This window comes from Micromonospora sp. NPDC005806 (assembly GCF_042871425.1).
In the GTDB taxonomy this organism is placed as follows: Bacteria; Actinomycetota; Actinomycetes; order Mycobacteriales; family Micromonosporaceae; genus Micromonospora.
Map to the genome: position 1 here is coordinate 33,655 of NZ_JBIAIL010000037.1, position 25,498 is coordinate 59,152.

At 72.3% G+C, this 25,498-nt stretch carries 26 protein-coding genes and 1 riboswitch; of the genes, 19 read left to right on the forward strand and 7 right to left on the reverse strand.

Translation table 11 applies throughout. From position 1 onward, the window contains the following. The first annotated feature begins 25 nt into the window (after positions 1-25). A complete protein-coding gene (locus ACFYOS_RS28835; RefSeq protein ID WP_387148262.1) occupies positions 26-160 on the forward strand; it encodes a hypothetical protein in 135 nt (44 codons plus the stop codon). On the opposite strand, the gene ACFYOS_RS28840 is transcribed toward ACFYOS_RS28835, so the two are convergent. After that, positions 138-1,187 (reverse strand): LacI family DNA-binding transcriptional regulator, encoded by a 1,050-nt coding sequence (locus ACFYOS_RS28840; RefSeq protein WP_387148264.1) that lies wholly within the window; start codon positions 1,185-1,187, stop codon positions 138-140. The genes ACFYOS_RS28835 and ACFYOS_RS28840 overlap by 23 nt on opposite strands. Before the next feature lie 281 nt (positions 1,188-1,468). Here ACFYOS_RS28840 and ACFYOS_RS28845 point away from each other — a divergent pair, with 281 nt between their 5' ends. From ACFYOS_RS28845 to ACFYOS_RS28865, 5 genes are all read left to right on the forward strand, one after another. Then, entirely contained in the window at positions 1,469-2,551 is a 1,083-nt protein-coding gene (locus tag ACFYOS_RS28845; RefSeq protein WP_387148266.1) for a substrate-binding domain-containing protein, read from the forward strand. A 90-nt stretch (positions 2,552-2,641) separates the two neighbouring features. Further along, positions 2,642-3,670, forward strand: coding sequence for an ABC transporter permease (locus ACFYOS_RS28850; RefSeq protein ID WP_387148268.1), 1,029 nt, complete (start codon positions 2,642-2,644; stop codon positions 3,668-3,670). Beyond that, positions 3,667-4,509, forward strand: coding sequence for an ATP-binding cassette domain-containing protein (locus ACFYOS_RS28855; RefSeq protein WP_387148270.1), 843 nt, complete (start codon positions 3,667-3,669; stop codon positions 4,507-4,509). Before ACFYOS_RS28850 ends, ACFYOS_RS28855 begins: the two co-directional genes overlap by 4 nt. A 1-nt stretch (position 4,510) precedes the next feature. Beyond that, complete coding sequence (locus ACFYOS_RS28860; protein ID WP_387148272.1) at positions 4,511-5,446, forward strand: carbohydrate kinase; 936 nt, start codon at positions 4,511-4,513, stop codon at positions 5,444-5,446. Positions 5,447-5,512: 66 nt separating this feature from the next. Next, positions 5,513-5,764, forward strand: a complete 252-nt coding sequence (locus tag ACFYOS_RS28865) for a hypothetical protein (RefSeq protein WP_091658185.1) — start codon at positions 5,513-5,515, stop codon at positions 5,762-5,764. Between the two features lie 38 nt (positions 5,765-5,802). Here ACFYOS_RS28865 and ACFYOS_RS28870 read toward each other — a convergent pair whose 3' ends face one another. Further along, complete coding sequence (locus ACFYOS_RS28870; protein ID WP_387148275.1) at positions 5,803-6,621, reverse strand: DeoR/GlpR family DNA-binding transcription regulator; 819 nt, start codon at positions 6,619-6,621, stop codon at positions 5,803-5,805. Positions 6,622-7,037: 416 nt separating this feature from the next. Between ACFYOS_RS28870 and ACFYOS_RS28875 the strand changes: the two genes are divergently transcribed. From ACFYOS_RS28875 to ACFYOS_RS28905, 7 genes are all read left to right on the forward strand, one after another. Then, positions 7,038-8,120, forward strand: a complete 1,083-nt coding sequence (locus ACFYOS_RS28875; protein ID WP_387148277.1) for a substrate-binding domain-containing protein — start codon at positions 7,038-7,040, stop codon at positions 8,118-8,120. Between the two features lie 137 nt (positions 8,121-8,257). Beyond that, on the forward strand, positions 8,258-9,055 hold the full coding sequence (locus tag ACFYOS_RS28880) for an ATP-binding cassette domain-containing protein (RefSeq protein WP_387148279.1): 798 nt from the start codon (positions 8,258-8,260) through the stop codon (positions 9,053-9,055). Continuing rightward, complete coding sequence (locus tag ACFYOS_RS28885; protein WP_387148281.1) at positions 9,052-10,311, forward strand: sugar ABC transporter permease; 1,260 nt, start codon at positions 9,052-9,054, stop codon at positions 10,309-10,311. The genes ACFYOS_RS28880 and ACFYOS_RS28885 overlap by 4 nt, the downstream gene beginning before the upstream one ends. 25 nt (positions 10,312-10,336) lie before the next feature. Beyond that, complete coding sequence (locus ACFYOS_RS28890; protein ID WP_387148283.1) at positions 10,337-11,833, forward strand: FGGY family carbohydrate kinase; 1,497 nt, start codon at positions 10,337-10,339, stop codon at positions 11,831-11,833. Beyond that, positions 11,830-13,314: an FGGY-family carbohydrate kinase gene (locus tag ACFYOS_RS28895; RefSeq protein WP_387148285.1), complete on the forward strand. Its 1,485-nt coding sequence runs from the start codon at positions 11,830-11,832 to the stop codon at positions 13,312-13,314. The genes ACFYOS_RS28890 and ACFYOS_RS28895 overlap by 4 nt, the downstream gene beginning before the upstream one ends. Continuing rightward, complete coding sequence (locus ACFYOS_RS28900) at positions 13,311-13,928, forward strand: histidine phosphatase family protein (protein ID WP_387148287.1); 618 nt, start codon at positions 13,311-13,313, stop codon at positions 13,926-13,928. Before ACFYOS_RS28895 ends, ACFYOS_RS28900 begins: the two co-directional genes overlap by 4 nt. A 49-nt stretch (positions 13,929-13,977) precedes the next feature. After that, complete coding sequence (locus ACFYOS_RS28905) at positions 13,978-15,012, forward strand: 2-hydroxyacid dehydrogenase (protein WP_387148289.1); 1,035 nt, start codon at positions 13,978-13,980, stop codon at positions 15,010-15,012. A 55-nt stretch (positions 15,013-15,067) separates the two neighbouring features. Here ACFYOS_RS28905 and ACFYOS_RS28910 read toward each other — a convergent pair whose 3' ends face one another. From ACFYOS_RS28910 to ACFYOS_RS28925, 4 genes are all read right to left on the reverse strand, one after another. Then, on the reverse strand, positions 15,068-16,504 hold the full coding sequence (locus ACFYOS_RS28910; protein WP_387148291.1) for a glycine hydroxymethyltransferase: 1,437 nt from the start codon (positions 16,502-16,504) through the stop codon (positions 15,068-15,070). Positions 16,505-16,522: 18 nt separating this feature from the next. Beyond that, a riboswitch (ZMP/ZTP riboswitch) is annotated at positions 16,523-16,612 on the reverse strand. A gap of 63 nt (positions 16,613-16,675) precedes the next feature. Then, positions 16,676-16,849, reverse strand: a complete 174-nt coding sequence (locus tag ACFYOS_RS28915) for a hypothetical protein (protein ID WP_387148293.1) — start codon at positions 16,847-16,849, stop codon at positions 16,676-16,678. Between the two features lie 119 nt (positions 16,850-16,968). Next, on the reverse strand, positions 16,969-18,456 hold the full coding sequence (locus ACFYOS_RS28920) for a S8 family serine peptidase (RefSeq protein ID WP_387148295.1): 1,488 nt from the start codon (positions 18,454-18,456) through the stop codon (positions 16,969-16,971). A 238-nt stretch (positions 18,457-18,694) separates the two neighbouring features. Continuing rightward, positions 18,695-19,426, reverse strand: coding sequence for a histidine phosphatase family protein (locus tag ACFYOS_RS28925; protein ID WP_387148296.1), 732 nt, complete (start codon positions 19,424-19,426; stop codon positions 18,695-18,697). 130 nt (positions 19,427-19,556) lie between these two features. Between ACFYOS_RS28925 and ACFYOS_RS28930 the strand changes: the two genes are divergently transcribed. The 3 genes from ACFYOS_RS28930 to ACFYOS_RS28940 all read left to right on the forward strand — a co-directional run bounded on the left by ACFYOS_RS28930 (position 19,557) and on the right by ACFYOS_RS28940 (position 21,313). Beyond that, on the forward strand, positions 19,557-19,799 hold the full coding sequence (locus ACFYOS_RS28930) for a hypothetical protein (RefSeq protein ID WP_387148298.1): 243 nt from the start codon (positions 19,557-19,559) through the stop codon (positions 19,797-19,799). A gap of 177 nt (positions 19,800-19,976) precedes the next feature. Further along, positions 19,977-20,300: a hypothetical protein gene (locus ACFYOS_RS28935; RefSeq protein WP_387148300.1), complete on the forward strand. Its 324-nt coding sequence runs from the start codon at positions 19,977-19,979 to the stop codon at positions 20,298-20,300. Between the two features lie 41 nt (positions 20,301-20,341). Continuing rightward, positions 20,342-21,313, forward strand: a complete 972-nt coding sequence (locus ACFYOS_RS28940; RefSeq protein ID WP_387148302.1) for a DNA polymerase domain-containing protein — start codon at positions 20,342-20,344, stop codon at positions 21,311-21,313. Between the two features lie 4 nt (positions 21,314-21,317). On the opposite strand, the gene ACFYOS_RS28945 is transcribed toward ACFYOS_RS28940, so the two are convergent. Further along, a complete protein-coding gene (locus ACFYOS_RS28945; protein WP_387148303.1) occupies positions 21,318-21,824 on the reverse strand; it encodes an Lrp/AsnC family transcriptional regulator in 507 nt (168 codons plus the stop codon). Positions 21,825-21,896: 72 nt separating this feature from the next. Between ACFYOS_RS28945 and pdhA the strand changes: the two genes are divergently transcribed. The 3 genes from pdhA to ACFYOS_RS28960 are packed head-to-tail and all read left to right on the forward strand — an operon-like array spanning position 21,897 to position 25,461. Then, positions 21,897-23,102 (forward strand): pyruvate dehydrogenase (acetyl-transferring) E1 component subunit alpha, encoded by a 1,206-nt coding sequence (gene pdhA, locus ACFYOS_RS28950; protein WP_387148351.1) that lies wholly within the window; start codon positions 21,897-21,899, stop codon positions 23,100-23,102. Next, entirely contained in the window at positions 23,102-24,106 is a 1,005-nt protein-coding gene (locus ACFYOS_RS28955) for an alpha-ketoacid dehydrogenase subunit beta (protein WP_387148305.1), read from the forward strand. The genes pdhA and ACFYOS_RS28955 overlap by 1 nt, the downstream gene beginning before the upstream one ends. After that, positions 24,091-25,461 (forward strand): dihydrolipoamide acetyltransferase family protein, encoded by a 1,371-nt coding sequence (locus ACFYOS_RS28960; protein WP_387148306.1) that lies wholly within the window; start codon positions 24,091-24,093, stop codon positions 25,459-25,461. Before ACFYOS_RS28955 ends, ACFYOS_RS28960 begins: the two co-directional genes overlap by 16 nt. Positions 25,462-25,498 lie beyond the last annotated feature (37 nt).

Genomic DNA, 25,498 nt, shown 5'->3' on the forward strand with positions numbered 1-25,498 from the left:
CGGCTACGTCCTGGCGGACCAGCGGGTGCGGGCTCGGACCGTGGGGCCGCTCGCCGACCAGCTCGCCACGATCGACCTGGGCCGGGACCGGCTCGCCGCGCTGATCACCGGACGCATGGCCGGCGCGGGCGCGCTGGTCATCCCGGGTACGGCCCCCTGAGCTCGCCCGAACCCCGGGGGATCAGCCGGGTCGCCACCAGGTGGGTGCGGGGCGGCCACTGCTCGCCGTCCAGCCGGCGGAAGATCAGTGACGCGGCGAGGCGGCCCATCTCGGCCGGGTCCTGCGCGATCACCGTGACCGCCGGCTGGAGGAGGTCGGCGAGGGGAAAGTCGTCGAAGCCCACCAGCGCGACCTGATCCTGCCGGCGGAGCTCTTGCAGGGCCCGGATGACGCCGATGGTGACCAGGTTCTGCGAGGTGAAGAGCGCGGTGGGTGGGGTGTCCGCAGCGAACAGCCGACGGACCGCCTCCGCCGTCTCGGCTTCGGTGTGCAGGTCGTGCACGGCGGCGACCGGCCGGAGGCCGTGGTCGGCCAGGCCTTCGCGGAAGCCCTGGAAGCGCTGCCGGGCGGTGGCTATCGTCTGCAGGTCACCCAGGTACGCGACGGCCCGGTGCCCGTGCGCGACGAGGTGGTGGACGGCGGACGCGGCGCCCTGGCGGTTGTCGGCGAGGACGGCGTCGACCGGCAGGCCGACCGGTGGCCGGTCGACGAACACCACCGGGGTGCCGGCGCTGACCTCCCCGGCGAGGTAGCGCTGGTCGTCGCTGGCCGGGGCGACGACCAGGGCGTCGGCCTGGCGCCTGGTGAAGGCGTGGATGAGCTCCCGTTCCCGGTCCGGGTTCTCGTCGACGCTGCCGGCGAAGATGAGCACCCCTCGCTCCCGGGCGGCGTCCTCGAGCGCCCGGTGCAGGGCGGCGGAGAACGGGTTGGCCAGGTCCTCCAGGACGGCGGCGATGGCCGCGCTGCGACCGCTGGACCGCCGCAGGCTGCTCGCGGTGAAGTTCGGCCGGTAGTCCAGCTGGGCGATCGCCCGCCGCACCGCGGCCGTCTTCGGCGCGGAGACGCCGGCCTCGCCGTTGACCACGCGGGACACCGTCTTCGGACTCACGCCGGCGAGCTGCGCGACGTCCCGGAGCGTGGGCCGGGCCCGGGCGGCGGTCGGTGGGGCGGAGGCGGCACTGTCCATGGTCGCTCCTACCGGACGGGGGCTGGTGCGGTGACCGTCGGCGGTCCCCGCCGCCGGCCGCCGGTGATCGGCCGTCGCGCTGGCCGGGCGCCTCCGGCCGGTACGTAACGGGCATCGTCCCGGTGTCTGACATCGATGTCAAGAGTGACCGGTGGGTTGCGTGCTGGTCGTGAAAACCCTTGGACATTGCATTGACATCGGTCATACACGGCGCGGAAACTGCGCTGACATCGTTGTCATCCTCCGCCACGGCCCGCCGTGGTCCCCCCGAGGGAGTACACATGATCCAGCGCATCGGCCGCCGCCGCGCCGCCCTGCTGGTCGCCGCCGCAGCGGCGACGTCCATCGTGGTCAGCGGCTGCGGCGACAGCTCCAGCGACGGCGGTTCCGGCGGCAAGACCATCGCCGTCTCCCTGATCACCAAGAACTCCACCAACCCGTTCTTCGTCGCCATGCAGAACGGCGCCAAGAAGGCCGCCGACGCCGAGGGCATCAAGCTGACCGTGGCCGCCGGCAAGGAGGACGGCGACGAGGCCGGCCAGGTGCAGGCGATCGAGAATGCCATCGCCCGCGGCGACGCCGGCATCCTCATCACGCCGACCGGCCCCGGCGTCAACCCCGCGATCAAGAAGGCGCGGGACGCCGGGCTGTACGTCATCGCCCTGGACACCCCGCCGGACCCGGCGAACACCGTCGACATCACCTTCGCCACCGACAACTTCAAAGCCGGTGAGCTGATCGGCAAGTGGACGGCGAACCAGCTCGCCGGCAAGCCGGCGACCATCGCGCTGCTGGACCTGTTCAACGACAAGGTGGTCTCCGTTGACTACAACCGGGACCAGGGCTTCCTGACCGGCATGGGCATCGACACCGCCGACAAGAAGAAGAACGGCGACGAGGCGAAGACCGGCAGCTACTCCGGTGGCAGCTACACGATCGCCTGCAACGAGCCGACCAACGGCGCCGAGGACGGCGGCCGGACGGCGATGGAGAACTGCCTCACCAAGAACCCCGGCATCAACGTGGTCTACACCATCAACGAGCCGGCCGCGGTCGGCGCGCACAAGGCGCTCCAGGCGGCCGGCAAGACCCAGGGCGTCCTGATCGTCTCGGTCGACGGCGGCTGCGACGGCGTGAAGCAGGTCAAGGACGGCGTCATCGGCGCCACCTCGCAGCAGTACCCGCTGAAGATGGCCGAGCTGGGCGTGCAGGCGATCAAGAAGATCGCGAGCGGCGGGGAGAAGCCGAAGGTCAGCGACGGCCTGGACTTCTTCGACACCGGCGTCGCGCTGGTCACCGACAAGACCGCCAGCGGAGTCGAGAGCATCACCAGCGCCGACGGCGCCCAGCGCTGCTGGGGCTGAGCCACCACCGCCGGGTCGAGGGGTCGGCGCATCCCGTGCCCCCCGACCCGGCGGTTCGTCCGCCACCGCCGCCACCGGCAGGAGCCCATGATGACCACCGCCACGCCACCGACCACCGCAGCGCAGGAGTTCGCGCAGCGCCAGCACTCGCCGCTGCAACGGCTGCAGCACCTGCTGCACGCGCACCCCGCGATCAGCCCGTTCCTGGTCCTGCTCATCTCGTTCGTCGTCTTCTCCACCCTCAACCCGCGCTTCGCCTCGCCCAACTCGCTGTCGCTCGTGCTGCAGCAGGTGGCCGTCATCGGCGCGCTCGCCGTCGGGCAGACGCTGATCATCCTGACCGCGGGCATCGACCTGTCGGTCGGCGCCGTCACCATCCTGGCGATGATGCTGGCGGCCAAGCTGGCCGCCGAGAACGGGCTGCCGGCCGTCCTCGCCGTCCTGCTGGCCGTCGCGGTCGGCGCCGCCGCCGGCGCACTCAACGGCGGGCTGGTGACCCGGCTCAAGCTGCCGCCCTTCATCGTCACCCTCGGCACGCTCAGCGTCTTCACCGCCGTGGGGCTCCTCTACTCCGAGGGGCGCAGCGTGCAGGCCACCAACCTGCCCGCCCTGCTGAGCTGGACCGGCGAGTCCTTCCCGGTGGGCCGGTTCCGGATCACCGTCGGCGTGATCGTGGTGCTCCTGCTCTACCTCGCCGTCGGCTTCGCGCTCGCCAAGACCGCCTGGGGCCGGCACGTCTACGCGGTCGGGGACGACAAGGAGGCCGCCCGGCTCGCCGGCATCCGGGTCGACCGGGTGCTGGTGAGCGTCTACGTCATCGCCGGGGCGATCTACGGGCTCACCGCGTGGATCCTCATCGGACGAGCCGGCGCGGCCAGCCCGAACGCCATCACCGACGCCAACCTGGAGAGCATCACCGCCGTCGTCATCGGCGGCGCCAGCCTCTTCGGCGGCCGCGGTGCCGTGCTCGGCACGCTGCTCGGCGCGCTGATCGTCGGGTTCTTCCGCAGTGGCCTCTCGCTGGCCGGCGTGGACGACCAGTACCGCGTACTCGCCGTCGGCGTGCTGGTGATTCTCGCCGTCGCCGTGGACCAGTGGATCAGAAAGGTGAGGTCATGACCGCCGCCACCGCACCCACCCCACTCGACAGTCCCGGCGCGACCGCGGACGGCCAGCGTACGCCGGTGCTCTCCGCCCGCGGGTTGGTGAAGACCTTCGGCAAGGTCGTCGGCCTGGACGGGGTGGACCTGGACCTGTACCCGGGCGAGGTGCTCGCCGTCATCGGGGACAACGGTGCCGGGAAGTCCACCCTGATCAAGTGTCTGACCGGGGCGCTGATCCCGGACGCCGGCGGGCTGTTCCTGGAGGGGAAGCCGGTGCACTTCAAGCGCCCCCAGGACGCCCGGGACGCCGGCATCGAGACCGTCTACCAGACCCTGGCCGTGGCGCCGGCGCTGGACATCGCGAGCAACCTCTTCCTCGGCCGGGAGAAGCGCCGGCGCGGGATCCTCGGCTCGGTGTTCCGGATGCTCGACCAGAAGGGGATGCGCCGCGACGCCGAGCAGGCCCTCGAGGACCTCGGGATCGGCACGCTGCAGAACGTGGCGCAGCCGGTCGAGACGCTCTCCGGAGGCCAGCGCCAAGCGGTCTCGGTGGCCCGGGCCGCCGCCTTCGGCAGCAAGGTTATCGTGCTCGACGAGCCCACCGCGGCGCTCGGCGTGCGGGAGTCCAACCAGGTGCTCCGGATGATCGAGGAGCTCCGCTCCCGCGGCCTGCCGGTCATCCTGATCAGCCACAACATGCCGCACGTGTTCGAGGTGGCCGACCGGATCCACATCCAGCGGTTGGGCCGGTGCGCGGGGGTGGTGACGGCCACGTCGCACACCATGCCCGAGGCGGTGGCCATCATGACCGGCGCGACCACGCTCGAGCAGACCCCGGGCCGGCAGGCGGGCTGAGGTGATCACCGTTGTCGGCGAGAGCCTGGTCGACCTGATCGAGGAGGCGGCGGGTGGGGCGACCGCGTACCCGGGCGGTAGCCCGGCGAACGTCGCGGTCGCGCTCGCCCGCCTCGGCCAGCCCACCACGCTGCTCTCCCAGCTCGGCGACGACGCGTACGGGCGGCTGGTCCGTGCCCACCTGGCCGGCAGCGGCGTACGGCTGGATCCGGCCTCGGTGTCGGATCTGCCGCATACCAGCGTGGCCCGGACCCGGGTGGGCGCGGACGGGCAGGCCCGGTACGACTTCGCGATCGACTGGCCGGCCTTCCCGGCCGGCACCCTCACCGGGGTGGGCGCCGGAAGCGACTGCCTGCACACCGGATCGCTCGCCACCGTCCTCGACCCGGGCGCCGGCGACGTGGTGGCGCTGGTCCACGACCGCCGGGCCACCACGACGATCAGCTTCGACCCGAACTGCCGCCCGTCGCTCACCGGTGACCGGGTTCGGGCCCGGCACCGGGTCGAGGACCTGGTCGCCGTCTCGGACCTGGTCAAGGTCAGCCGCGAGGACCTGGACTGGCTGCACCCGGGACAGCCGCCGGACCGGGTGGCGCGGCGGTGGCTGGAGCTGGGCGCCGGCCTCGTCGTGGTCACCCTCGGCGCCGAAGGAGCGCTGGCGGTCACCCGGCAGGTGGCGTGGCGGGTGACCGCCCGACCGGTGACGGTGGTGGACACCGTGGGCGCCGGTGACGCGTTCACCGCGGGACTGCTGGCCGCGCTGCAGGAACACCGACTGCTCGGCGCCGACCGGCGCGCCGCGCTGCGGGCCGCCGGCCCGGAGACGCTCGCCACCGTGCTCGACAACGCCGCGCGGGTGGCCGCGCTGACCTGCGCCCGACGGGGCGCCGACCCGCCCACCCGGGCCGAGTTGGCCGCCCTGCCCGCCCCGGCGTGACACCGCACTGTCGGCGTTCCGCCCGCCGCGTTCCGGGGCCGCCCGCCGCCCGTTGATAATGGACGGATGGTTGCCTGGGAGTACGCGTTGCTGGTCCGCCGCTATCAGGGGCAGGGCCGCAATTTCCACGTCTCGTTCGTCTGGTACGCCCCGGACGGGTCGCGCACCGACGTGACCGCGTACGGCGACACGGCGATCGCGCACCTCAACCGGGTCGGCCGGGAGGGCTGGGAGCTGGTCTCCGCCGCCGAGGACGTGAACAACGTCCAGGGCAGCACCGAGGTGCACCGCTACCACCTCAAGCGGCCGCTGCGCTGACCCGCGGGCGCGCGTCGCTCCCCCTCGGCCGGTCCGGGTCAGGCGGCTCGACCGGCGATCCTGAGGGGAACGCCCTGCGCCCGGAGTGGGGCGAGCTGGGACTCGTCCGCGCCCGCATCCACGATGACCAGGTCGAAGGCGGTGAGCGGCGCGAGCTGGTGCAGCCCGTTCTTGGTGAACTTGCTGTGGTCGATGAGCAGGACGCGCCGGTTGGCGGCCTCCATGAGCGCCCGTTTGACGGCCACCGTCTCCTGTGACTGGTGGTAGCAGTGTCCGTCGGTGACCGCAGTCGTCGACATGAACAGGACGTCGGCCCGCAGGGACCGGATGGCGTCGGTGGTCTGCATGCCGAGGAACGCGTCGTACGCCGGGTAGTAGGCGCCGCCGAGACCGATGAGGTCGACTCCCGGCTCACCGGCGAGCAGCTTCAGCACGGCCAGGAAGTTGCTGATGACGGTCAGCGGGCCGCGGGCCGGCAGCAGTTCCGCGACCGCCAACCCGGTGGTGCTCTCATCGATCATGATGGCGGCGCCCGGCGTGACGAGTTCCACCGCCGCGAGGGCGAGGTCCCGCTTCTCGGCGGCCATCGCCTGCACCCGGTGGCGTACGTCGCCGTGGTGGACGGCCGAGGGTTGTGCGGTGGCGCCGCCGCGCACCTTGCGTAGCCAGCCCTCGCTCTGCAGCACGTCGAGATCGCGATGGATGGTCATCAGGCTCACGCCCTGCGCCTCGGCGAGGTCTTCGATCTTGACGAAGCCCTCGTCGATGACCCGCCGACGAATCTGCTCGCGCCGCTCGCGTGGGCTGGGCGGGGCCGCCTCGGGCACCGTGTTCACGCTGGCGACATCGTTGGCCACCGGGCTGCCTCCTGTCGTGGGTGCTGAGCGGCCGGGTCCGGAGGTGCGGGGTCCGGTCCGCTCCGGCGCGCGCATGCCGCAACCTACCGCGTCCGGATCCGCCGCTTCGGGCGACGCTCTGCTCACATCATCATGTGATGTTGCTGAGAAGATAACACGCGGTCGGGGGCCGGGAAACGCCCGGTTGCGCTGTACTGAGGCCTGTTTTGGCTGGCGTGCGTCACAGGCGAGTTGTGTTTTATTTCAGACTCTTGACATCACAATGGTCCCTGGTGTTTGGTTCGTAACACGAGCGACCCTCGTCGTCACGGACTGCCCGACGGTCTTGTCGGACCGTTCGGGACGGCAGCCGACGCCGGCCGCACCCACCACCCCCGATCGACCCGGGTGCGGCCGGAACACCTGAGGAGTGCGTCATGAAGAGAATCCCCCTGCGGGCACTCGTCGCCGTCGCCGCGACGCTGCTCGCCGCCCCGTCCCTCGCCGCCTGTGCCTCCACCGACGACGCCGGCGGTGGTTCCGGCAAGGGCGCGGAGAACGCGAAGATCGCGTTCCTGATGCCGGACATCGCCTCCACCCGCTACGAGCAGTACGACGCTCCGCTGTTCAAGGCCAAGATGAAGGAGCTCTGCCCGAAGTGCGAGGTGCTCTACCAGAACGCCGGAGCTGACGCGTCGAAGCAGCAGCAGCAGGCCAACTCGGTCCTCGCCCAGGGCGTCAAGGCGATCGTGCTCGACCCGGTCGACTCGGCCGCCGCCGCCACGATCGTGAAGTCGGCGCAGGCCCAGAAGGTCGCCGTCATCGCCTACGACCGGCCCATTCCGGGCGCGAAGGCCGACTACTACGTCTCCTTCGACAACGAGAAGATCGGCTCGCTGATCGCCCAGTCCCTGGTGGACCACCTCAAGCAGTCCAACGCGCAGGGCGGGATCCTCGAGGTCAACGGCTCGCCCACCGACGCCGCCGCCGGGCTGATCAAGAAGGGCATCCACTCCGCCGTCGACCCGAGCGGGTTCAAGCTGCTCGCCGAGTACGACACCCCGGGCTGGCAGCCGAGCAAGGCGCAGGAGTGGGTGAGCGGACAGATCACCCAGTTCCCGGGCCAGGTCGCCGGCGTGGTGGCCGCCAACGACGGCACCGGAGGTGGCGCGATCGCCGCGTTCAAGGCCGCCGGCGCGAAGGTCCCGCCGGTGACCGGCAATGACGCGGAGGCGGCGGCGATCCAGCGGATCATCGCCGGTGACCAGTACAACACGATCTCGAAGCCCATCAAGATCGTGGCCGAGGCGGCTGCGGAGATCGCGTACAAGTTCGTCCAGGGCAACGCGCCGGCGGGCGAGACCACTCTCTTCGACACGCCGTCGAAGCTGTTCACCCCGACGGTCGTGACGCAGCAGAACGTCGCCGAGGTGATGTTCGGTCCGGACGGCGCGCTGAAGGCGGCGGACGTCTGCACCGCGGAGTACAAGGCCGCCTGCGACAAGCTCGGCATCAAGTAGGCCGGTCCGCCCCTCGTCACCACGGGGTGACGAGGGGCGGACCTCCCGCGTCACCGCCCCGCCCCGCGGAGCCACCGTCCCACCAGCCCCGAAGGACCGCCATGTCGCCTACGCCGACCAGCCAACTTCCGGAACCCGTGGCCGACACCGTCCTGTCGCTCCGCGGTATCAGCAAGACCTTCGGCGCCGTCGCCGCACTGACCGACATCGACCTCGACGTGGCCGCCGGCCAGGTGGTGGCGATCGTCGGCGACAACGGCGCCGGCAAGTCCACCCTCGTGAAGATCCTCTCCGGTGTGCACGCCCCGGACGCCGGGACCATCAGGTTCGAGGGCGACGAGGTCAGCATCCCGAACCCGGCCGCCGCCCACCAGCTCGGCATCGCCACGGTCTTCCAGGATCTCGCGCTGTGCGAGAACCTCAACGTGATCGAGAACCTCTTTCTCGGACACGAGCTGCGCGGCCTGCGCCTCGACGACGTGGCCATGGAGGTCCGCTCGTGGGAGCTGCTGCGGCAGCTCTCCGCCAAGATCCCGACGGTCCGGATCCCCGTCGCCTCGCTCTCCGGCGGGCAGCGCCAGACGGTCGCCATCGCCCGGTCACTGCTGGGCGACCCCAAGATCGTGATCCTGGACGAGCCCACCGCCGCCCTCGGCGTGGCACAGACGGCCGAGGTGCTCAACCTCATCGAGCGGCTCCGCGAACGCGGCCACGGCGTGATCATGATCAGCCACAACATGGCGGACGTGAAGGCCGTCGCCGACACCGTGGCCGTGCTGCGGCTGGGCCGCAACAACGGGGTCTTCGCGGTGGACGAGGTCTCACCCGAGGACATCATCGCCGCGATCACCGGCGCCACCGACAACGTCGTCGCTCGACGTAGCGCGCGGCGCGCCCAGCCGATCACCACCCTCGAAGGGAGGAGCCAGCCGTGACCGACGTTCATACCGCCGCGGCGGCCCCGTCCGGCCCGTCCGACCTGCACGACGAGCGGCTGCGGCACCAGGTCGGCGTGGCTGGGGCCGTGGCCGCCTTCATCGACCGGGTGCGCAGCGGTGACCTCGGGGTGCTGCCCGTGGTGGCCGGGCTCGTCGTCATCTGGACCGTGCTGCAGTCGCTCAACCCGATCTTCCTGTCCAGCGCCAACCTGGTGAACCTCACCCTGGAGTGCGTACCGGTCGGCGTGATCGCGCTCGGTGTCGCGTTCATGCTCCTGGTCGGCCAGATCGACCTGTCGGTCGGCTCGATCAGTGGCTTGTCCGCCGCGGTCATGGCGGTGCTCTTCGTCGACCGCGGGCTGCCCGCCTGGGTCGCGGTCGGCGCAGCCGTCGTCATGGGAGCCGCGCTGGGTTGGGTCTACGGGCAACTGTTCAACCGGTTGGGCGTCCCCAGCTTCGTCATCACCCTGGGCGGCCTGCTTGGTTTCCTCGGGCTCCAACTGTGGGTGCTCGGCGCCAAGGGCTCGATCAACCTGCCCTTCGACTCCGGTCTGGTGACGTTCGCGCAGTTGGCCTTCCTGCCGGCGTGGCTGTCGTACACCCTCGTCGGGCTGGGCGCCGTGGGCTGGTTCGCGAGCGGCTACCTGCACGCCCGCAACCGGCGACGGGCGCAGCTGTCCGCCGCGTCGGTGCAGTACCTCGCCGTCCGCAGCCTCGCGCTCGCCGTCGGGCTCGGCGTGGTCGTCTCCTACCTGCAGCAGACCCGGGGCGTCGGCTGGATGTTCGTGCTCTTCCTCGCCCTCGTCCTGGCCGCGCACTACGCGCTTCGCCGGACGAAGTACGGCAAGGCGGTGTACGCGATCGGCGGCAACGTCGAGGCGGCCCGGCGCGCCGGCATCAACGTCAAGGCCGTCTACACCTCCGTCTTCATGCTCTGCACCACGCTGGCCGCCGTCGGTGGCGTCCTGGCCGCCGCCCGGCTCGCCGCGGCCAACCAGAGCAGCGGCGGTGGCGACGTCAACCTGAACGCCATCGCGGCCGCCGTCATCGGCGGCACCAGCCTCTTCGGCGGCCGGGGCAGCGCCTTCGCCGCGCTGCTCGGCATCGTGGTGATCCAGTCGATTTCCAGTGGCCTGACCCTGCTGAACCTGGACTCCTCGTTCCGGTTCATGGTCACCGGTGCCGTCCTGCTGCTCGCCGTGGCGCTGGATTCGGTGGCGCGCCGGTCCCGGGCGTCGCACGGCCGGGGCTGAGCGCGGGTCCGTCGGAGGGAGGATCGTGACAGCCATCTGCGTCGACGCCGGCACGACGATGATCAAGGCGGTCGGTTACGACGAGAACGGCCGGGAGGCGGTCGTGGTCCGGGAGCCGGCGCTCGTCCAGCGGCCGAGGTCCGGCTGGGTCGAGCAGGACATGGGTCAGGTCCGGGATGCGGTGTTCCGCGCGATCCGTGCCGTCCGCGCCCGGTTGCCCGGTGAGATCGACTTCCTCGCGCTCACCGCGCAGGGCGATGGCTGTTGGCTGATCGACGCGGCTGGCGCGCCGACCGGTCCGGCGGTGCTGTGGAACGACGGCCGGGCCGCGTCGGTGGTGCGCGGCTGGGCCGAGGCCGGCCTCCTCTCCGAGGCGTTCCGCCGCAATGGCTCGGTCACCTTCCCCGGCCTGCCCAACGCGATCCTCAGCTGGCTGCATACCCACGACCCGGACCGGTTGGCGCGCTCGGCGGCTGTCCTGACCTGCGGTGGCTGGCTCTTCGCCCAGCTCACCGGCGCGGTCGTGATGGAGGAGTCGGACGCCTCGGCGCCGTTCGTGGAGCTGCGCACCGGCCGGTACGACCCTCGCCTGCTCGACCTGTTCGACCTGGCGTGGGCGGAGCGGCTGCTGCCACCGGTGGCGCGCGGCGCGCGGCGGGTCGCCCCGCTGCAGGCCGACGCCGCCGCCGACCTCGGCGTTCCCGCGGGCACCCCGGTCGTGGTCGCCCCCTACGACATCGCGGCCACCGCGATCGGCGCGGGCGCGGTCCGCCCCGGCCAGGCGTGCAGCATCCTCGGCACCACGCTCTGCACCGAGGTGGTGACCGACGAGGTGTCGCTCGGCGCCGAACCGCTCGGGGCGACCGTCGCCCTCGGTGTGCCGGGCCGGCACCTGCGGGCCATGCCCACGCTGACCGGCACCGAGGTGTTGACCTGGGCGTGCGGGCTGCTCGGCCTGGACCACCCCGGAGACCTGATCGACCTGGCGGGCCAGGCGCCGGTGGGCGCCGACGGCCTGATGTTCCTGCCCTACCTGTCCCCGGCCGGCGAACGGGTGCCGTTCGTCGACCCGCAGGCGAGGGGGATGCTGTTCGGTCTCTCCGTCGAACACGGGCGGGAGCACATCGCCCGTGCCATTGTCGAGGCGCTCACCCTGGTCATCCGCGACTGCCTGGCCGCCTCGCAGGTCACGCCGACGGAGCTGGGGATCTGCGGCGGCGGCGCGGCGAACGGGGTCTGGGCGCAGCTCATCGCCGACGTGGTCGGCGTACCCGTGCGGCGCACCGCCGACGCCGAGGTCGGCGCCCGCGGCGCGTTCGTCGTCGGCAAGCTCGCCACCGGGGCCGCGGCCACGGTGGAGGAGGCGGTCGCCGCGCACGTGCTGGTCCGGGACTCGTTCGCACCGGACCCGGTGCGGACGCGGCGCTACGCCGAACTGCTCGAAGAGTTCGTCCGCCTGCGCCGGCACGCGGCGACGACGTGGCCGCGACTGGCGGCCCTGCGCGGAGAGGGGGACCGGTGAGGCAGCCGGCGGACGACGGCGTCTGGATCGGACTCGATCTCGGCACGCAGAGCGTGCGGGCCCTGGCAGTCACCGGCCGGGGTGCCGCCGTCGGCATGGGCAGCGCGCCGCTGACCAGCAGCCGCGACGGCAACCGGCACGAGCAGGATCCGCGACAGTGGTGGGCCGCGGTGTCGGCCGCGGCGCGCGCGGCGATGGTTGACGTGCCACCGGCCAGCGTCCGGGGAGTCGCCGTCGACGCCACCTCCGGCACGGTGCTCCTGATGGACCGGACCGGCGAGCCGGTGACCCCGGGCGTCATGTACGACGACACCCGCGCGGCCGCCGAGGCCGAGCGGGTGAACGAGGTCGGCGCGGCCACCTGGGCGGCGCTGGGCTATCAGCGCATGCAGCCCGCCTGGGCGCTGCCGAAACTGCTGTGGCTGCTGCGGCACCACCCCGGCGTGGCGGACGCGCACCGGCTGGCGCACCAGAGCGACGTGATCAACCGCCGCCTGGTCGGGCACGAGGTGCCGACCGACCTGAGCAACGCGCTCAAGACCGGCGCCCACCTCGTCGACGGCGACTGGCCGGTCGCCGTCCTCGACGCGCTCGGCGTGCCCGGTGAGCTGCTGCCGCCGCTGGTCCGATCCGGCACCCGCCTCGGCACGGTCTGCGCCGACGCCGCCGAGCAGACCGGCGTCCCCGTCGGCACCCCCGTGATCGCCGGCATGACCGACGGGTGTGCGGCGCAGCTCGGGTCCGGCGCGCTGCGGGTCGGCAGTTGGAACTCCGTGCTCGGCACCACCCTGGTGCTCAAGGGAGTCGCCCGCGAGCCGGTTCACGACCCGGCCGGAGCGGTCTACTCGCACCGCGGCCCGAACGACACCTGGCTGCCCGGTGGCGCGTCCAGCACCGGGGCGGGAGCGGTCTCGCGGGACTTCCCGGACGCCGATCTCGACGCCCTCAACCGCGCGGCGGCGTCCCACGAGCCCGCCACCGCCCTCTGCTATCCGCTGGTCGCCACCGGCGAACGCTTCCCGTTCGTCGCCCCCGAGGCGCGCGGTTTCCTGCTCGGCGAGCCGGCCGGGGAGGGCGATCGGTTTGCGGCGGTGCTGCAGGGCGTCGGGTACCTCGAGCGGCTCTGCTTCGACTACCTGCACCTGCTCGGTGCCCCGTTGGACGGCGAGCTGGTGCTGACCGGCGGCGCCACCCGCAGCGGGTACTGGAACCAGCTGCGCGCGGACATCCTCGGTCGGCCGGTGGTGCTGCCGGAGAACGCCGAGCCCGCGCTCGGCATGGCGATCCTCGCCGCGGCGGTCGACGGGGACCCGGTCGAGATGGCGGCGGCCATGGTGCGGGTACGGGCGATCGTCGAGCCGCGCGCGGGCTCGCCCAGCCGGTTCGCGCCGGGATATCTGCAGCTGGTCGAGGTGCTCGAGCAACGGGGCTGGCTGGCACCGGCTGCGGCCGCACACGCACGGGAAAGGACAGCCCAATGACCACCCTCGTCCTCGTCCGCCACGGGGAGACCGTCTGGCACGCGGAGAATCGGTACGCCGGTGTCAGCGACATCTCGCTCACCGCCCGCGGGCACGAGCAGGCCGGGCAACTGGCGGCCTGGGCTGCGACGGCCGGGCTCTCCGCTGTCTGGACCTCCACCCTGAGCCGCGCCCAGCTCACCGCCGCGCCCTGCGCCGAGGCGGCCGGCACCCCGCTGCGGGTCGACGAACGCCTGCGGGAGCTCGACTTCGGTGACGGCGAGGGGCTGACCCGCGCGGAGATGCGGGAGCAGTTCCCGCAGGCGTTGGACGCCTTCCACGCCGATCCGGTCGCGGACCACCTGCCCGGCGGGGAGGACCCGGCCCACGCCGCGCATCGGTTCACCGCGTGCCTGCGCGACATCGGCGCCCAGCACCCCGACGGCCGGGTTCTCGTGGTCGCGCACACGACCGCCATCCGGCTGGCCCTGTGCCAGCTGCTCGGGGTGCCGCTCCGGGAGTATCGCCGGCTGTTCCCGTTCGTCCGCAACTGCGCCCTCACCGAGATCCGGCTGGACGACGACCGCGTCGCCGTCCTCGAGTTCAACGCCCCGATCGCCCGGCCGATGGGCTGAGGCCCGGTCCCGTCCGCCGAACCCGCGACAACCCCTGGGAGATCCTCTGATGAGCGTCCGCCTGCTCGCCGCTGGCGACCATTTCGTCCTCAACCGTCTGCTCGTCGACGCCGTGCGCGCCGAGGTCCCCGACGGTCTCGACATCAGCGAGCTGACGCTGCCCTGGCCGGTCGAGCCGTTCGGACCGGTGGCGGAGGTGCACGAGGCGTCCGGCACCGAGGACGAGTTGATCGAGGCGCTGCGCGGGGTGCGGGTCTGCGTGACGCAGATGGCACCGATCACGCGGAAGGTGCTCGAGGCCGCACCGGATCTCGAGCTGGTCTGCGTCAGCCGCGGCGGCCCGGTGAACGTGAACCTCGACGCGGCGACCGAGCGGGGCGTGGCCGTCTGCTCCGCGCCGGGCCGCAACGCGGCCGCCACGGCGGAACACACCATCGCCATGATCCTCGCGGCCGTCCGCCGGATCGCGCCGACCCACCAGGATCTCCTGAACGGGGTCTGGCGTGGCGACTACTACCGCTACGACAGCGTCGGGCCGGAGCTGGGCGGCAGCACGGTCGGGCTGATCGGGTTCGGCGCCATCGGTAGCCGGGTCGCCCGCATCCTCCACGCGTTCGGCGCGCGGATCCTGGTGCACGACCCGTACGTCACCGCCGACCAGGTCGCCGGGATCGCCGAGTTGACCCCCCTGGACGACCTGCTGTCGCGGTCCCGGGTCGTCTCCCTGCACGCCCGCCTCACCCCCGAGACCACCGGGATGATCGGTGCCGCGCAACTGGCCGCGATGCCAGCCGGTTCGGTCATCGTCAACTGCGCCCGGGGCGCGCTGCTCGACTACGACGCCGTGTGCGACGCCCTCGACGCGGGGCACCTGTTCGGCGCGGCCTTTGACGTCTTTCCGGAGGAGCCGATCCCGGCCGGTTCCCGACTGCTCACCACGCCGAACATCGTGCTGACCCCGCACCTGGCGGGGGCCAGCAAGGAGACCGCCGCGAACGCCGCCCGCATCGTCGCCGGAGAGGTGGGCCGGTATCTGCGCGGCGAGCCGCTCCGCTGCTGCGCCAACCCGCAGGTGCGGGGCTGACCCGACCGATCAGGGGGTGTGGCGCGACCCACCACACCTCCCTGATCAGCGGCGGTCAGCCGAGGTCGACGGCGGGGTAGAGGGGGAAGCCGGTCAGCAGCTCGCTGGCCTGCTTGCTCACCTTGTCGGCCAGCGCCGGGTCGAGGACGTACTTGGCCTTGGACGGGGTGCCGTCCGGGTTCGCGCCGGGCTTCGTCTGGCTGAGCACGGTGTGGATCAGCTCGGCGGTGGCGTCCATCTCGGCGGTGCCGAGGCCCCGGCTGGTGAGCGCCGGGGTGCCGATCCGGATGCCCGAGGTGTACCAGGCGCCGTTCGGGTCCTGCGGGACGGCGTTGCGGTTGGTCACGATGCCGGAATCGAGCAGCGCCTGCTCGGCCTGCCGGCCGGTCAGGCCGTACCCGGAGACGTCGATCAGCACCAGGTGGTTGTCGGTGCCGCCGGTGACCAGCTGCGCGCCCCGGCGCACCAGCCCGTCGGCGAGCGCCTGGGCATTGGTGACGATGCGCTGCGCGTAGTCGGCGAAGTCGGGGCGACGGGCCTCCGCGAGGGCCACCGCCTTGGCCGCCATCACGTGCGGCAGCGGGCCACCGAGCACCATCGGGCAGCCCCGGTCGACCTGGTCGGCCAGCTCGGGGCCGCAGAGCACCAGGCCGCCGCGCGGGCCGCGCAGCGACTTGTGGGTGGTGGTGGTGACGATGTGCGCGTGCGGCACCGGGTCGAAGTCGCCGGTGAAGACCTTGCCCGCGACCAGGCCGGCGAAGTGCGCCATGTCGACCATGAAGGTGGCGCCGACCGAGTCGGCGATCTCCCGCATGATCCGGAAGTTGACCTTCCGCGGGTACGCCGAGTAGCCGGCGACCAGGATCAGCGGCTTGAACTCGCGGGCCGCCTCGGCCACCTTGTCGTAGTCGATCAGGCCGGTGGCCGGGTCGGTGCCGTAGCTGCGCTGGTCGAACATCTTGCCGGAGATGTTCGGGCGGAAGCCGTGGGTGAGGTGGCCGCCGGCGTCCAGCGACATGCCGAGCATCCGCTGGTTGCCCAGCTCGCGACGCAGCGCGAACCAGTCCGCCTCGGTGAGCTCGTTGACCTGGCGTACCTGGGCCTTCTTCAGGGCCGGGGACTCCACCCGGTCGGCCAGGATCGCCCAGAAGGCGACCAGGTTGGCGTCGATGCCGGAGTGTGGCTGCACGTACGCGTGAGCGGCGCCGAACAGCTCCCGGGCGTGCTCCGCGGCGAGCGCCTCGACGGTGTCGACGTTCTGGCAGCCGGCGTAGAAGCGGCGGCCGACGGTGCCCTCGGCGTACTTGTCGCTGAACCAGTTGCCCATGGCCAGCAGGGTGGCCGGGGAGGCGTAGTTCTCGCTGGCGATGAGCTTGAGCGACTCGCGCTGGTCGGCCAGCTCCTGCCCGATGGCGTCCGCCACCCGCGGCTCGACGGCGCGGATGACCTCCAGCGCGCTGCGGAAGGCGGTGGATTCGGCGTTCAGCGACATGCGACCTCCTGGTGACGTGCGGAAGGCCCAGGCGCTCGGCGTGCGTCCTCATGACGGGACCGCTTCCCGATGGTTCGCCATCCCCACGCGCCAGTCACGGCCCGCGCCGATCCTACCGGGTCCGTCCGGGCCCGACCGGAGAGGTCGGGCCCAGGTCGGGTACGGGTCGACTCAGGCGGTGGCCGCGTCGCGGGCGCTCTTGATCGCCTTCGGGTCCTTCGGGCTGCGCGGCGCCTCGGGACGCATCGCGATCACCTCGTTCTCGAGGTACGTGTGCACGGTGAGCGCCTCGAGGATCTGGTTCACCAGCTCCTCTTTGAGCAGGACGATCGCATCGGTGGACACCGGCACCTCCTCGTACGTGGCTGTCGACGGTGATCCACTACCCCGGTGGTGAGCTGGGAAAACGGGTGGGGCCCGGCGACAGGTCGCCGGGCCCCACCACAGATGGTGCTACCGCTACTTCACCTCACCACGTTGTACGCATCGACCATGCCGGCGCCGTAGAACCCGTTACGCGCGCCGCCAGAGCAGGTCGCGTCGTACAGGTGCGGGTTCGTCGCCGAGATCAGCGGTACCTGGTTGAAGACACCCTCCGGGCAGGACTGCGCCACCGACGTGCGCTCCAGGAACGCCGTCAGCTGGCCCGGGGTCATCCCCGGGTGCGCCGACAAGGCCAGCGCCGCGACGCCGGTCGCGTGCGGGCCGGACATCGAGGTGCCCTGCTTGTACCCCCACCCGTTGGTCTTGGTGGCGGTGTTGAAGGTCGTCGACAGGACGGCGTCGGTGATGGTCGAGCGCACGCCCTGCGTCCGGTACCGGGTGTCCCCGCCCGGCGCCGTCACGTCGATGACGCCCTGGCCGTACGAGGAGTAGTAGCTCTTCGCACCGGTCGGGCCCACCGCGCCGACGGTCACCACGCCCGGCGCCTCGGCCGGCAGGTCGAGGCAGGCGTTGGTGAGGTTCTCGCGCACCTCCGGCGTCCCGTTGTCCGGGCTGCCGGTGTCGGTGAGCTTGTGCGCGAGGTCGTAGTTGGAGTTGCCCGCGGACGCCACGTTGAGCACGCCCTTGGACTGCGAGTAGCGGATGGCCCGCTGCACGGCCTGCCACACCGGACGCTGGCGTGCGTCGTTGCGGCAGTTCAGCTCCCACGGGTCGATGTAGTAGCTGTTGTTCGTCAGCTGCATCCCGTGGTCGGCGGCCCACATGAACCCGCAGACTGCGGCCTCCGGGAAGATGAACCCGTCGTCGTTGACCACCTTGACGGCGGCGACCTTGACGCCCGGCGCGATGCCGGTCACCCCGACGCCGTTGACGGCGGCGGCGATGGTGCCGGCCACGTGGGTGCCGTGGTCGCTGGTGGTCGGGTTCCACGCCGCCTCGGTGGTGTCGACGACACCGCCCAGGCAGGACGTGCTCTTGTCCTTGGCGATCTGGGTCGCCAGGTCCGGGTGGGTGCTGGAGATACCGCTGTCCAGCACGCCGACGACGACGTTCGAGCTGCCGCTGTTGACGGCGTGGGCCTGCGGGACGTGGATCATGTTCATGTCCCACTGCTGCCCGTAGAGCGGCTCCTTGGTCGGGTCGCCGGTGGCGTTGGCGACGTCGGCCGCGGAGACCTCCACGGTCTCGCCCTCGTCGAGGGCGGTGCCCAGGCCGGCGGTGGACGCGACCGACTCGACGCCCGCGCCCGCCACCTGGGTGGCGAAGTTCGGGTTGGTCGAGCGGACGACGAGCACGCCGATCTGGCTGTAGTTGGCCACGACGGTGCCGTTGGCGGCCGCCACGCGGGCGGCGGCCTGGATGGTGTTGGCGCCCTGCGGGGCGAGGACCAGATACGAGGTGTCCGGTCCGGCGGCCGCCGCCGGAGCCAGCCCGCCGGTGACGGCGAGGCCGGCGCCGAGCGTCATGGCGGACGCGGCGGCCAGTGTCTTGCGACGAAGGTTCTTCACACAGACTCCCAGGGGGCCGATCCGGCCGAGCCCCACTCCCTGGCGGGAAGCGGGCCGGCGGAAAACGAGCAGGTTGCTCGCCTTCGATGGACCAGCGTAGGGAGCGAGTGTGGTGTTACACACACCCGAACGGACGAACAACAACCGTCAGACGGTGGCCAACGGGTAGGGAATCTCTTCCTTGCCACCGGACGGCACGGGCACCGCCCAGTCCCGCGACGGCGCGGAGGTGATCCCATCAGAGCGGTTCGGCCCGGACCTCGTCCTTTCCGGTCGGCGGTCCGCCGCGGCGCTGAAGGTGGGTGACGTCGTTGAACATGTCCGGGACCAGCCGACCTTCGGCGTCGATCGACCAGCCGGTGACCGAACAGTTGGCGATCGAGTGTGTCCGGGTCAATGCCAGCAGTTCGGCCTCGGTGAGCCCCTCCACCAGATAGCGGAGCACGAAGACCAGGGCGTCGTGGCCGAAGAGCAGCACTCGCTGGCCTTCGTGGTCCCGGCGCAGGTCACCGAGGAGCGCCCGCAGCCGCAGTGCCACGTCGGGCCAGGACTCACCCCCCGGCGGTCGGTAGTAGAACTTGCCGAGGCGGGTTCGACGCTCCGCCTCCGCCGGAAACCGCTGCCGCACCCCGTGCTCGGTGAGCCCGTCGAGGGCGCCCAACTCCCGGTCGCGCAGCCGCTCGTCCCGACTCACCGGGATGCCGCTGCCGGTCAGCGCCAGCTCGGCCGTCTGCACCGCCCGCAGGTACGGCGATGTCACGGCCACGTCCGGCCGGCGCGCCTCGGGTAGCCCGGCCAGCCAGCGGCCAGTCGCCCGGGCCTGCTCTTCTCCGGTCGGCGACAGCCGCACGTCCGCGTCGCGGTGGTTGAGGCCGACCAGCTCGGCCCCCGACGCCTCCGCCCTGGTCGCGGCGACGTTCGCTGTGCTCTCGCCGTGCCGCACGATCCACAGCGCCGCCAGCTCCGCCATGCGGCCTCCGGTACCCGAGCCCGGCGGGCGGTAACCGTGCGTCGTCGGGTGGCCTCGGCCGGGGGGGCGTGAATCGGCCGTAGCCGGGTAAGCGCTGGCAACCGGAAGCCGAGACACGGGGAGGTATGTCGTGGCCACGACCATGACCAAGGAACAGATGAGCCCGGTACGGGACAAGAACTACGACCTGATCCACATGCTGCAGATGTCGTTGGAGAACATCTACCGGCTGGACACGTACATCTCCGACGCCGACCAGCGCGGCGACACGGAACTCGCCAACTGGTTCCGCAAGGTCCAGGAGAACAATCGCAAGGCCGGTGACCAGGGCAAGCAGATGCTCATGACACGGATTCAGCAGGAAGGACGCTGAGCAACGGCACCGCCGGGACCGGACGGACTCTGCTGGTCGCGCCCGGTCCCGGCCGCCTCGGCCGCGACGCTGTTCGGGCCGTCACCGGCCAGACCGACCGCTGTCCCGTACGGGGCAGCGGCCCGACCCGTCGACGGAGCACAATGTCCCGTCCGGAACGACGGGATGGAGCCACCGATGACGGTCGTCAGGGGTCTACGGGAGGCGCTGGTGCTCTTCCTCATCGCGGTGGTGCTGATCGCGGTCGTGGTGGGGCTGTGGGTCGCGGTCGACGGCGGAGACTTCCCGCACCGGCTCGGCGTGGCCTGCATGGTCGTCGGCGCGCTGATCGGCATGACCGGTGATCTGACCCTGAGCCGGCTGGAGACGATGCCCGCCCGCACGGTGTTCGGGCTCCCGCCGGAACGGGAGGGGGCCGGCGGCGGACGGGTGCTCACCGGGGTCGGCATCTTCCTCTTCGTCGGGGTGCCGCTGATCGTCGCCGGCGTCCTGCTCGTCTGACGTCCCCGCGATCCGGCCCACCCCGTCGTACGGTGTGAGGCGTGGCGACGGCGGCCGAGGAGATCCAGGTGGGGAAGCGGCTGGTCCGCGTCTCCAGCCCCGACAAGCCGTACTTCCCGGAGCGCGGGCTGACCAAGCTGGACGTGGTCCGCTACTTCCTCGCCGTCGGCGACGGCATCCTGCGCGCGCTGCGCGACCGACCGACCATGCTCGAGCGTTGGCCGCGCGGCGTGTTCGAGGGCGCGAAGATCGCCACCCGGCAGGACAACCGCGGCGACGCCTTCTACCAGAAGCGGCTGCCGGCCGGGGCGCCCGACTGGGTGCGCACCGCGCACATCACCTTCCCGAGCGGCCGGACCGCCGACGAGGTGGCCCCGAGCGAGCTGGCCGTGGTGGCGTGGGCGGCCAACCTGGGCACCCTGCGCTTTCACCCGTGGCCCGTCTCGGCCGGTGACGTGGAACATCCCGATCAGCTCCGCATCGACCTCGACCCGATGCCGGGGGTGGACTTCGCCCAGGTGGTCCCGGTCGCCCACGAGGTACGCGCGTTCCTCGACGAGCTGGGCATGGTCGGCTACCCGAAGACCACCGGGGGTCGGGGCATTCACGTCTACCTGTCGATCGAGCCCCGCTGGAGCTTCGGGGAGTGCCGGCGGGCGGTGCTGGCGTTGGGGCGGGAGATGCAGCGCCGGCTGCCCGACCTGGTCACCACCACCTGGTGGCGGGAGCAACGGGACAAGCCGGTGTTCGTCGACTACAACCAGATGGCCCGCGACCACACCGTGACGTCGGCGTACTCGATCCGGCCCACCCCACGGGCCCTGGTCTCCGCACCGCTGGACTGGTCGGAGCTGGACGACGCGAGGCCGGAGGACTTCGACGTGGTCAGCATGCCGGCGCGGTTCGCCGAGCGAGGCGACCCGCACGCCGGCCTGGACGACCGCCGGTTCTCCCTGGAGCCGCTGCTGGAGCTCGCCGATCGCGAGGGCCTGGAGGCGCCGCCGGAACGCTGACGCCCTACTGCCACGGGCTCTGCGTCCCGTCGAACTCCTCGAAGACGAGCCAGGTGCGCGTCGACAGCACCCCGGCAATGCTCTGCACCCGCTCCAGCACCACGTCCCGCAGGGTGGCGTTGTCCGGCGCCCGCACCAGGGCCAGCACGTCGTGCTCGCCGCTGAGCAGCGCCACGTGCTCGACGTAGCGCACCCGAGCCAGTTCCTCGGACACCTCGCGCCAGGTGTTCTGCTCGATGGTCAGCGCGATGTACGCCGACGTGCCCAGCCCGGCCGGCTCCGGCGCCACCTGGGCCCGGAACCCGGTGATCACCCCGTCCCGCAGCAGGCGCTCCATCCGGGCGTACGCGTTGGTGCGCGACACGTGCACCCGTTCGGCCAGCGTACGGATGGAGATCCGGGCGTCGCGGGCCAGTTCGCGCAGGATCCGCCGGTCGACCTCGTCGAGCGGCCCGGCCGAACGTCCCGTTCCGCCTGCCGTGCCCGGTGTCACCCCGGTCTCCTGGCTCATGAAGCCCTCATCTCAGTTCCATTCGTCCCGCGTTCATCCGGGAAGTTGAGTCAATCATCCGACAGCTGGAGCATAGGGCCACCACACGTCCAGGAGGTCCCCGCCGTGACGACCACACCCCAGGCGGTCCGCAGGGCATCCCCCCGCACCCGCCGGCCGGCCACCCCGGCCGCCCCCGATCCGTCGGCCGGCCTGCTGCCGAACACCGAGCCCGTCCGACTGCTGAACCCGGACGGCAACCCGCTGCCGGCCCGCGACGACTACCCCGAGCCGCCGGTGGAGGCGCTGCGGGAGATGTACCGCCGGATGGTCGTCGGCCGGCGCTTCGACGTGCAGGCCACCGCGCTGACCAAGCAGGGTCGCCTCGCCGTCTACCCGTCCTCCCGTGGCCAGGAGGCGTGCCAGGTCGGCGCGGTCCTCGCCCTGCGCGACACCGACTGGGTCTTCCCCACCTACCGGGAGTCGATGGCGCTGACCGCCCGGGGCATCGACCCGGTCGAGGTGCTCACCCTGCTGCGCGGCGACTGGCACTGCGGCTACGACTCGGCCGCCCGGCACACCGCGCCGCAGTGCACCCCGCTCGCCACCCAGTGCGTGCACGCCGCCGGCCTGGCCTACGGCGAGTCGTACCAGGGGCGGGACACCGTCGCGCTGGCCTTCATCGGCGACGGCGCCACCAGCGAGGGCGACTTCCACGAGGGGGTCAACTTCGCCGCCGTCTTCAAGGCCCCGGTCGTCTACTTCGTGCAGAACAACAAGTACGCCATCAGCGTCCCGCTCTCCCGGCAGACCGCCGCGCCGAGCCTGGCCTACAAGGGCGTCGGCTACGGCGTGCCCAGCGAGCAGGTCGACGGCAACGACCCGGTGGCGGTGCTCGCGGTGCTCACCCGCGCGGTCGAGCACGCCCGGTCGGGCCAGGGGCCGTTCCTGGTCGAGGCGCACACCTACCGGATGGAGCCGCACACCAACGCCGACGACCAGACCCGCTACCGGGACGCCGAGGAGGTCGAGGCGTGGCGGGACCGCGACCCGATCGCCCGGCTGGAGGCGTACCTGCGGAACCGGGGCGCGCTGGACGAAGCCGCCGTCGCGGCGATCGCCGACGAGGCCGAGGCGTACGCCGCCGCGCTGCGCGACCGGATGAACGCCCAGCCCACGGTCGAGCCGCTCAGCCTCTTCGACCACGTGTACGCGGAGCCGACCCCGCAGCTGGTCGAGCAGCGCGAGCAGGTCCGCGCCGAGCTGGCCGCCGCCCGTGACGAGGAGGGGGACGCCTGATGGCCACCATGACCATGGCGAAGGCGCTCAACGCCGCGCTCGCCGACGCGATGCTCGACGACGAACGGGTGGTCGTCTTCGGCGAGGACGTCGGGCAACTCGGCGGCGTCTTCCGGATCACCGACGGGCTCCAGGCCCGGTTCGGCGACAAGCGCTGCTTCGACACCCCCCTCGCGGAGGCCGGCATCGTCGGCTTCGCCGTCGGCCTGGCCATGTCCGGGCTGCGGCCGGTGGTCGAGATGCAGTTCGACGCGTTCGCGTACCCGGCGTTCGAGCAGATCGCCTCGCACGTGGCGAAGCTGCGCAACCGCACCCGCGGCGCGCTCAGCGTGCCGATCGTCATCCGGGTCCCCTACGCGGGCGGCATCGGCGGCGTGGAGCACCACTGCGACTCCTCCGAGGCGTACTACGCGCACACCCCGGGTCTTAAGGTGGTCACCCCGGCCACCGTCGAGGACGCCTACTCGCTGCTGCGCGAGGCCATCGACGACCCGGACCCGGTCGTGTTCATGGAGCCGAAGAAGCTCTACTTCTCCAGCGCCGAGGCCGACCTGCCCGCCCGGACCGCGCCGTTCGGCAAGGCCGTCGTCCGCCGGGCCGGCACCGACGCCACCCTGGTCGCGTACGGGCCGGCGGTGCCGGTCGCGCTGGAGGCCGCCGAGGCCGCCCGCGAGGAGGGCTGGGACCTGGAGGTCGTCGACGTGCGCACCATCGTGCCGTTCGATGACGCCACGATCACCGCGTCGGTGCGCAAGACCGGCCGGTGCGTGGTGATCCAGGAGGCGCAGGGCTTCGCCGGGGTCGGCGCGGAGATCGCCGCCCGGGTGCAGGAGCGCTGCTTCCACGCGTTGCACGCCCCGGTGCTGCGGGTGTCCGGCCTGGACATCCCGTACCCGGCGCCGATGCTGGAGCACACCCACCTGCCCTCGGTGGACCGGGTGCTGGACACCGTGGCCCGCCTCCAGTGGGACGACCAGCCGGACACCCGGTGGGTGGCGGCATGACCACCGTGCAGCAGACCCGGGACTTCCTCCTGCCCGACCTCGGGGAGGGGCTGAGCGAGGCGGAGATCGTCGAGTGGCGGGTCGCCGTCGGCGACGTGGTCACCGTGGATCAGACCGTGGTCGAGGTGGAGACCGCCAAGGCCGTCGTCGACGTGCCCTGCCCGTACGCCGGTCGGGTCGTCGCCCTGCACGGCGCGGCGGGTGAGGTCCGCCCGGTCGGCCAGCCGCTGATCACCATCGCGCCGCTGGACGGGGCCGGCGGTGACGAACCCGCGGGACACGCCACCTACCGCGAGGAGGAGCGGGCCGGCTCCGGCAACGTCCTCATCGGGTACGGCACCGGCCACGGCGGCTCCGGCCGGCGGCGGCGCCGCCCCCGCCTGGCCGTGGCCCCGGAACCCGGCACGCCGACCCCGGCGGACGGCACCGGCTCACCGGCCTCCAGCGGCCCGGCCGGTGCGGCGGCACCGCTGGTCATCTCGCCGATCGTCCGGCGGCTGGCCACGGAGAGCGGCCTGGACCTGGCGTCCCTGACCGGCACCGGGCCCGGCGGCGTCATCCGCCGCGCCGACGTCGAGGCGGCGCTGGCCGTCCCGGCCGCCCGGCTCGCCGCCGTGCCGGACACCCCGCCGGCGCACGTGGGGCTCGCCTCGGCCGGCGACGGTGACCTGGTCATCCCGCTCACCGGCATCCGCAAGGCGATCGCCGACAAGCTCTCCCGCAGCCGGCGCGAGATCCCCGAGGTGACCATCTGGGTGGACGTGGACGCCACCGGGCTGCTGCAGACCCGGGCCGCGATCAACGCCGCCACCCCGGACGCGCCGGTCAGCATCCTGGCCCTGCTGGCCCGGATCTGCCTCAGCGGCCTGCGGAAGTACCCGCAGCTCAACGCGCAGGTGGACACCGAGGGGCAGCGGATCGTCCAGTCGGCGGGCGTACACCTGGGCATCGCCGCGCAGACCGACCGGGGCCTGGTCGTCCCGGTGCTCCGGGACGCCCAGCGGCTGACCACCCGGGAGCTGGCCGCCGCCCTCGCCGAGACCACCGCCGCGGCGCGGGCCGGCACCCTGCCCCCGGCGCGGCTGACCGGCGGCACCTTCACCCTGAACAACTACGGGGTGTTCGGGGTGGACGGCTCCACCCCGATCATCAACCACCCGGAGGCGGCGCTGCTCGGCGTCGGTCGCATCGTGGACAAGCCCTGGGTGGTCGACGGGCAGCTCGCGGTGCGCAAGGTGACCCAGCTCAGCCTCACCTTCGACCACCGGGTCTGCGATGGCGGGGTGGCCGGCGGGTTCCTGCGGCACGTGGCGGACTGCGTCGAGCGGCCGGCGCTGCTGGTGGCGAACGTCTGACCCCGGCCCCGGCCCCGCCCGGGGTCGGGGCCCACCC

Bases quoted from the DNA above. Each gene is read 5' to 3' on its own strand.
- ACFYOS_RS28840 (WP_387148264.1), bottom strand. From the start codon at position 1,187: ATGGACAGTGCCGCCTCCGCCCCACCGACCGCCGCCCGGGCCCGGCCC.
- ACFYOS_RS28845 (WP_387148266.1), top strand. From the start codon at position 1,469: ATGATCCAGCGCATCGGCCGCCGCCGCGCCGCCCTGCTGGTCGCCGCC.
- ACFYOS_RS28850 (WP_387148268.1), top strand. From the start codon at position 2,642: ATGACCACCGCCACGCCACCGACCACCGCAGCGCAGGAGTTCGCGCAG.
- ACFYOS_RS28855 (WP_387148270.1), top strand. From the start codon at position 3,667: ATGACCGCCGCCACCGCACCCACCCCACTCGACAGTCCCGGCGCGACC.
- ACFYOS_RS28865 (WP_091658185.1), top strand. From the start codon at position 5,513: ATGGTTGCCTGGGAGTACGCGTTGCTGGTCCGCCGCTATCAGGGGCAG.
- ACFYOS_RS28875 (WP_387148277.1), top strand. From the start codon at position 7,038: ATGAAGAGAATCCCCCTGCGGGCACTCGTCGCCGTCGCCGCGACGCTG.
- ACFYOS_RS28900 (WP_387148287.1), top strand. From the start codon at position 13,311: ATGACCACCCTCGTCCTCGTCCGCCACGGGGAGACCGTCTGGCACGCG.
- ACFYOS_RS28905 (WP_387148289.1), top strand. From the start codon at position 13,978: ATGAGCGTCCGCCTGCTCGCCGCTGGCGACCATTTCGTCCTCAACCGT.
- ACFYOS_RS28910 (WP_387148291.1), bottom strand. From the start codon at position 16,504: ATGTCGCTGAACGCCGAATCCACCGCCTTCCGCAGCGCGCTGGAGGTC.
- ACFYOS_RS28925 (WP_387148296.1), bottom strand. From the start codon at position 19,426: ATGGCGGAGCTGGCGGCGCTGTGGATCGTGCGGCACGGCGAGAGCACA.
- ACFYOS_RS28935 (WP_387148300.1), top strand. From the start codon at position 19,977: ATGACGGTCGTCAGGGGTCTACGGGAGGCGCTGGTGCTCTTCCTCATC.
- ACFYOS_RS28945 (WP_387148303.1), bottom strand. From the start codon at position 21,824: ATGAGCCAGGAGACCGGGGTGACACCGGGCACGGCAGGCGGAACGGGA.
- ACFYOS_RS28955 (WP_387148305.1), top strand. From the start codon at position 23,102: ATGGCCACCATGACCATGGCGAAGGCGCTCAACGCCGCGCTCGCCGAC.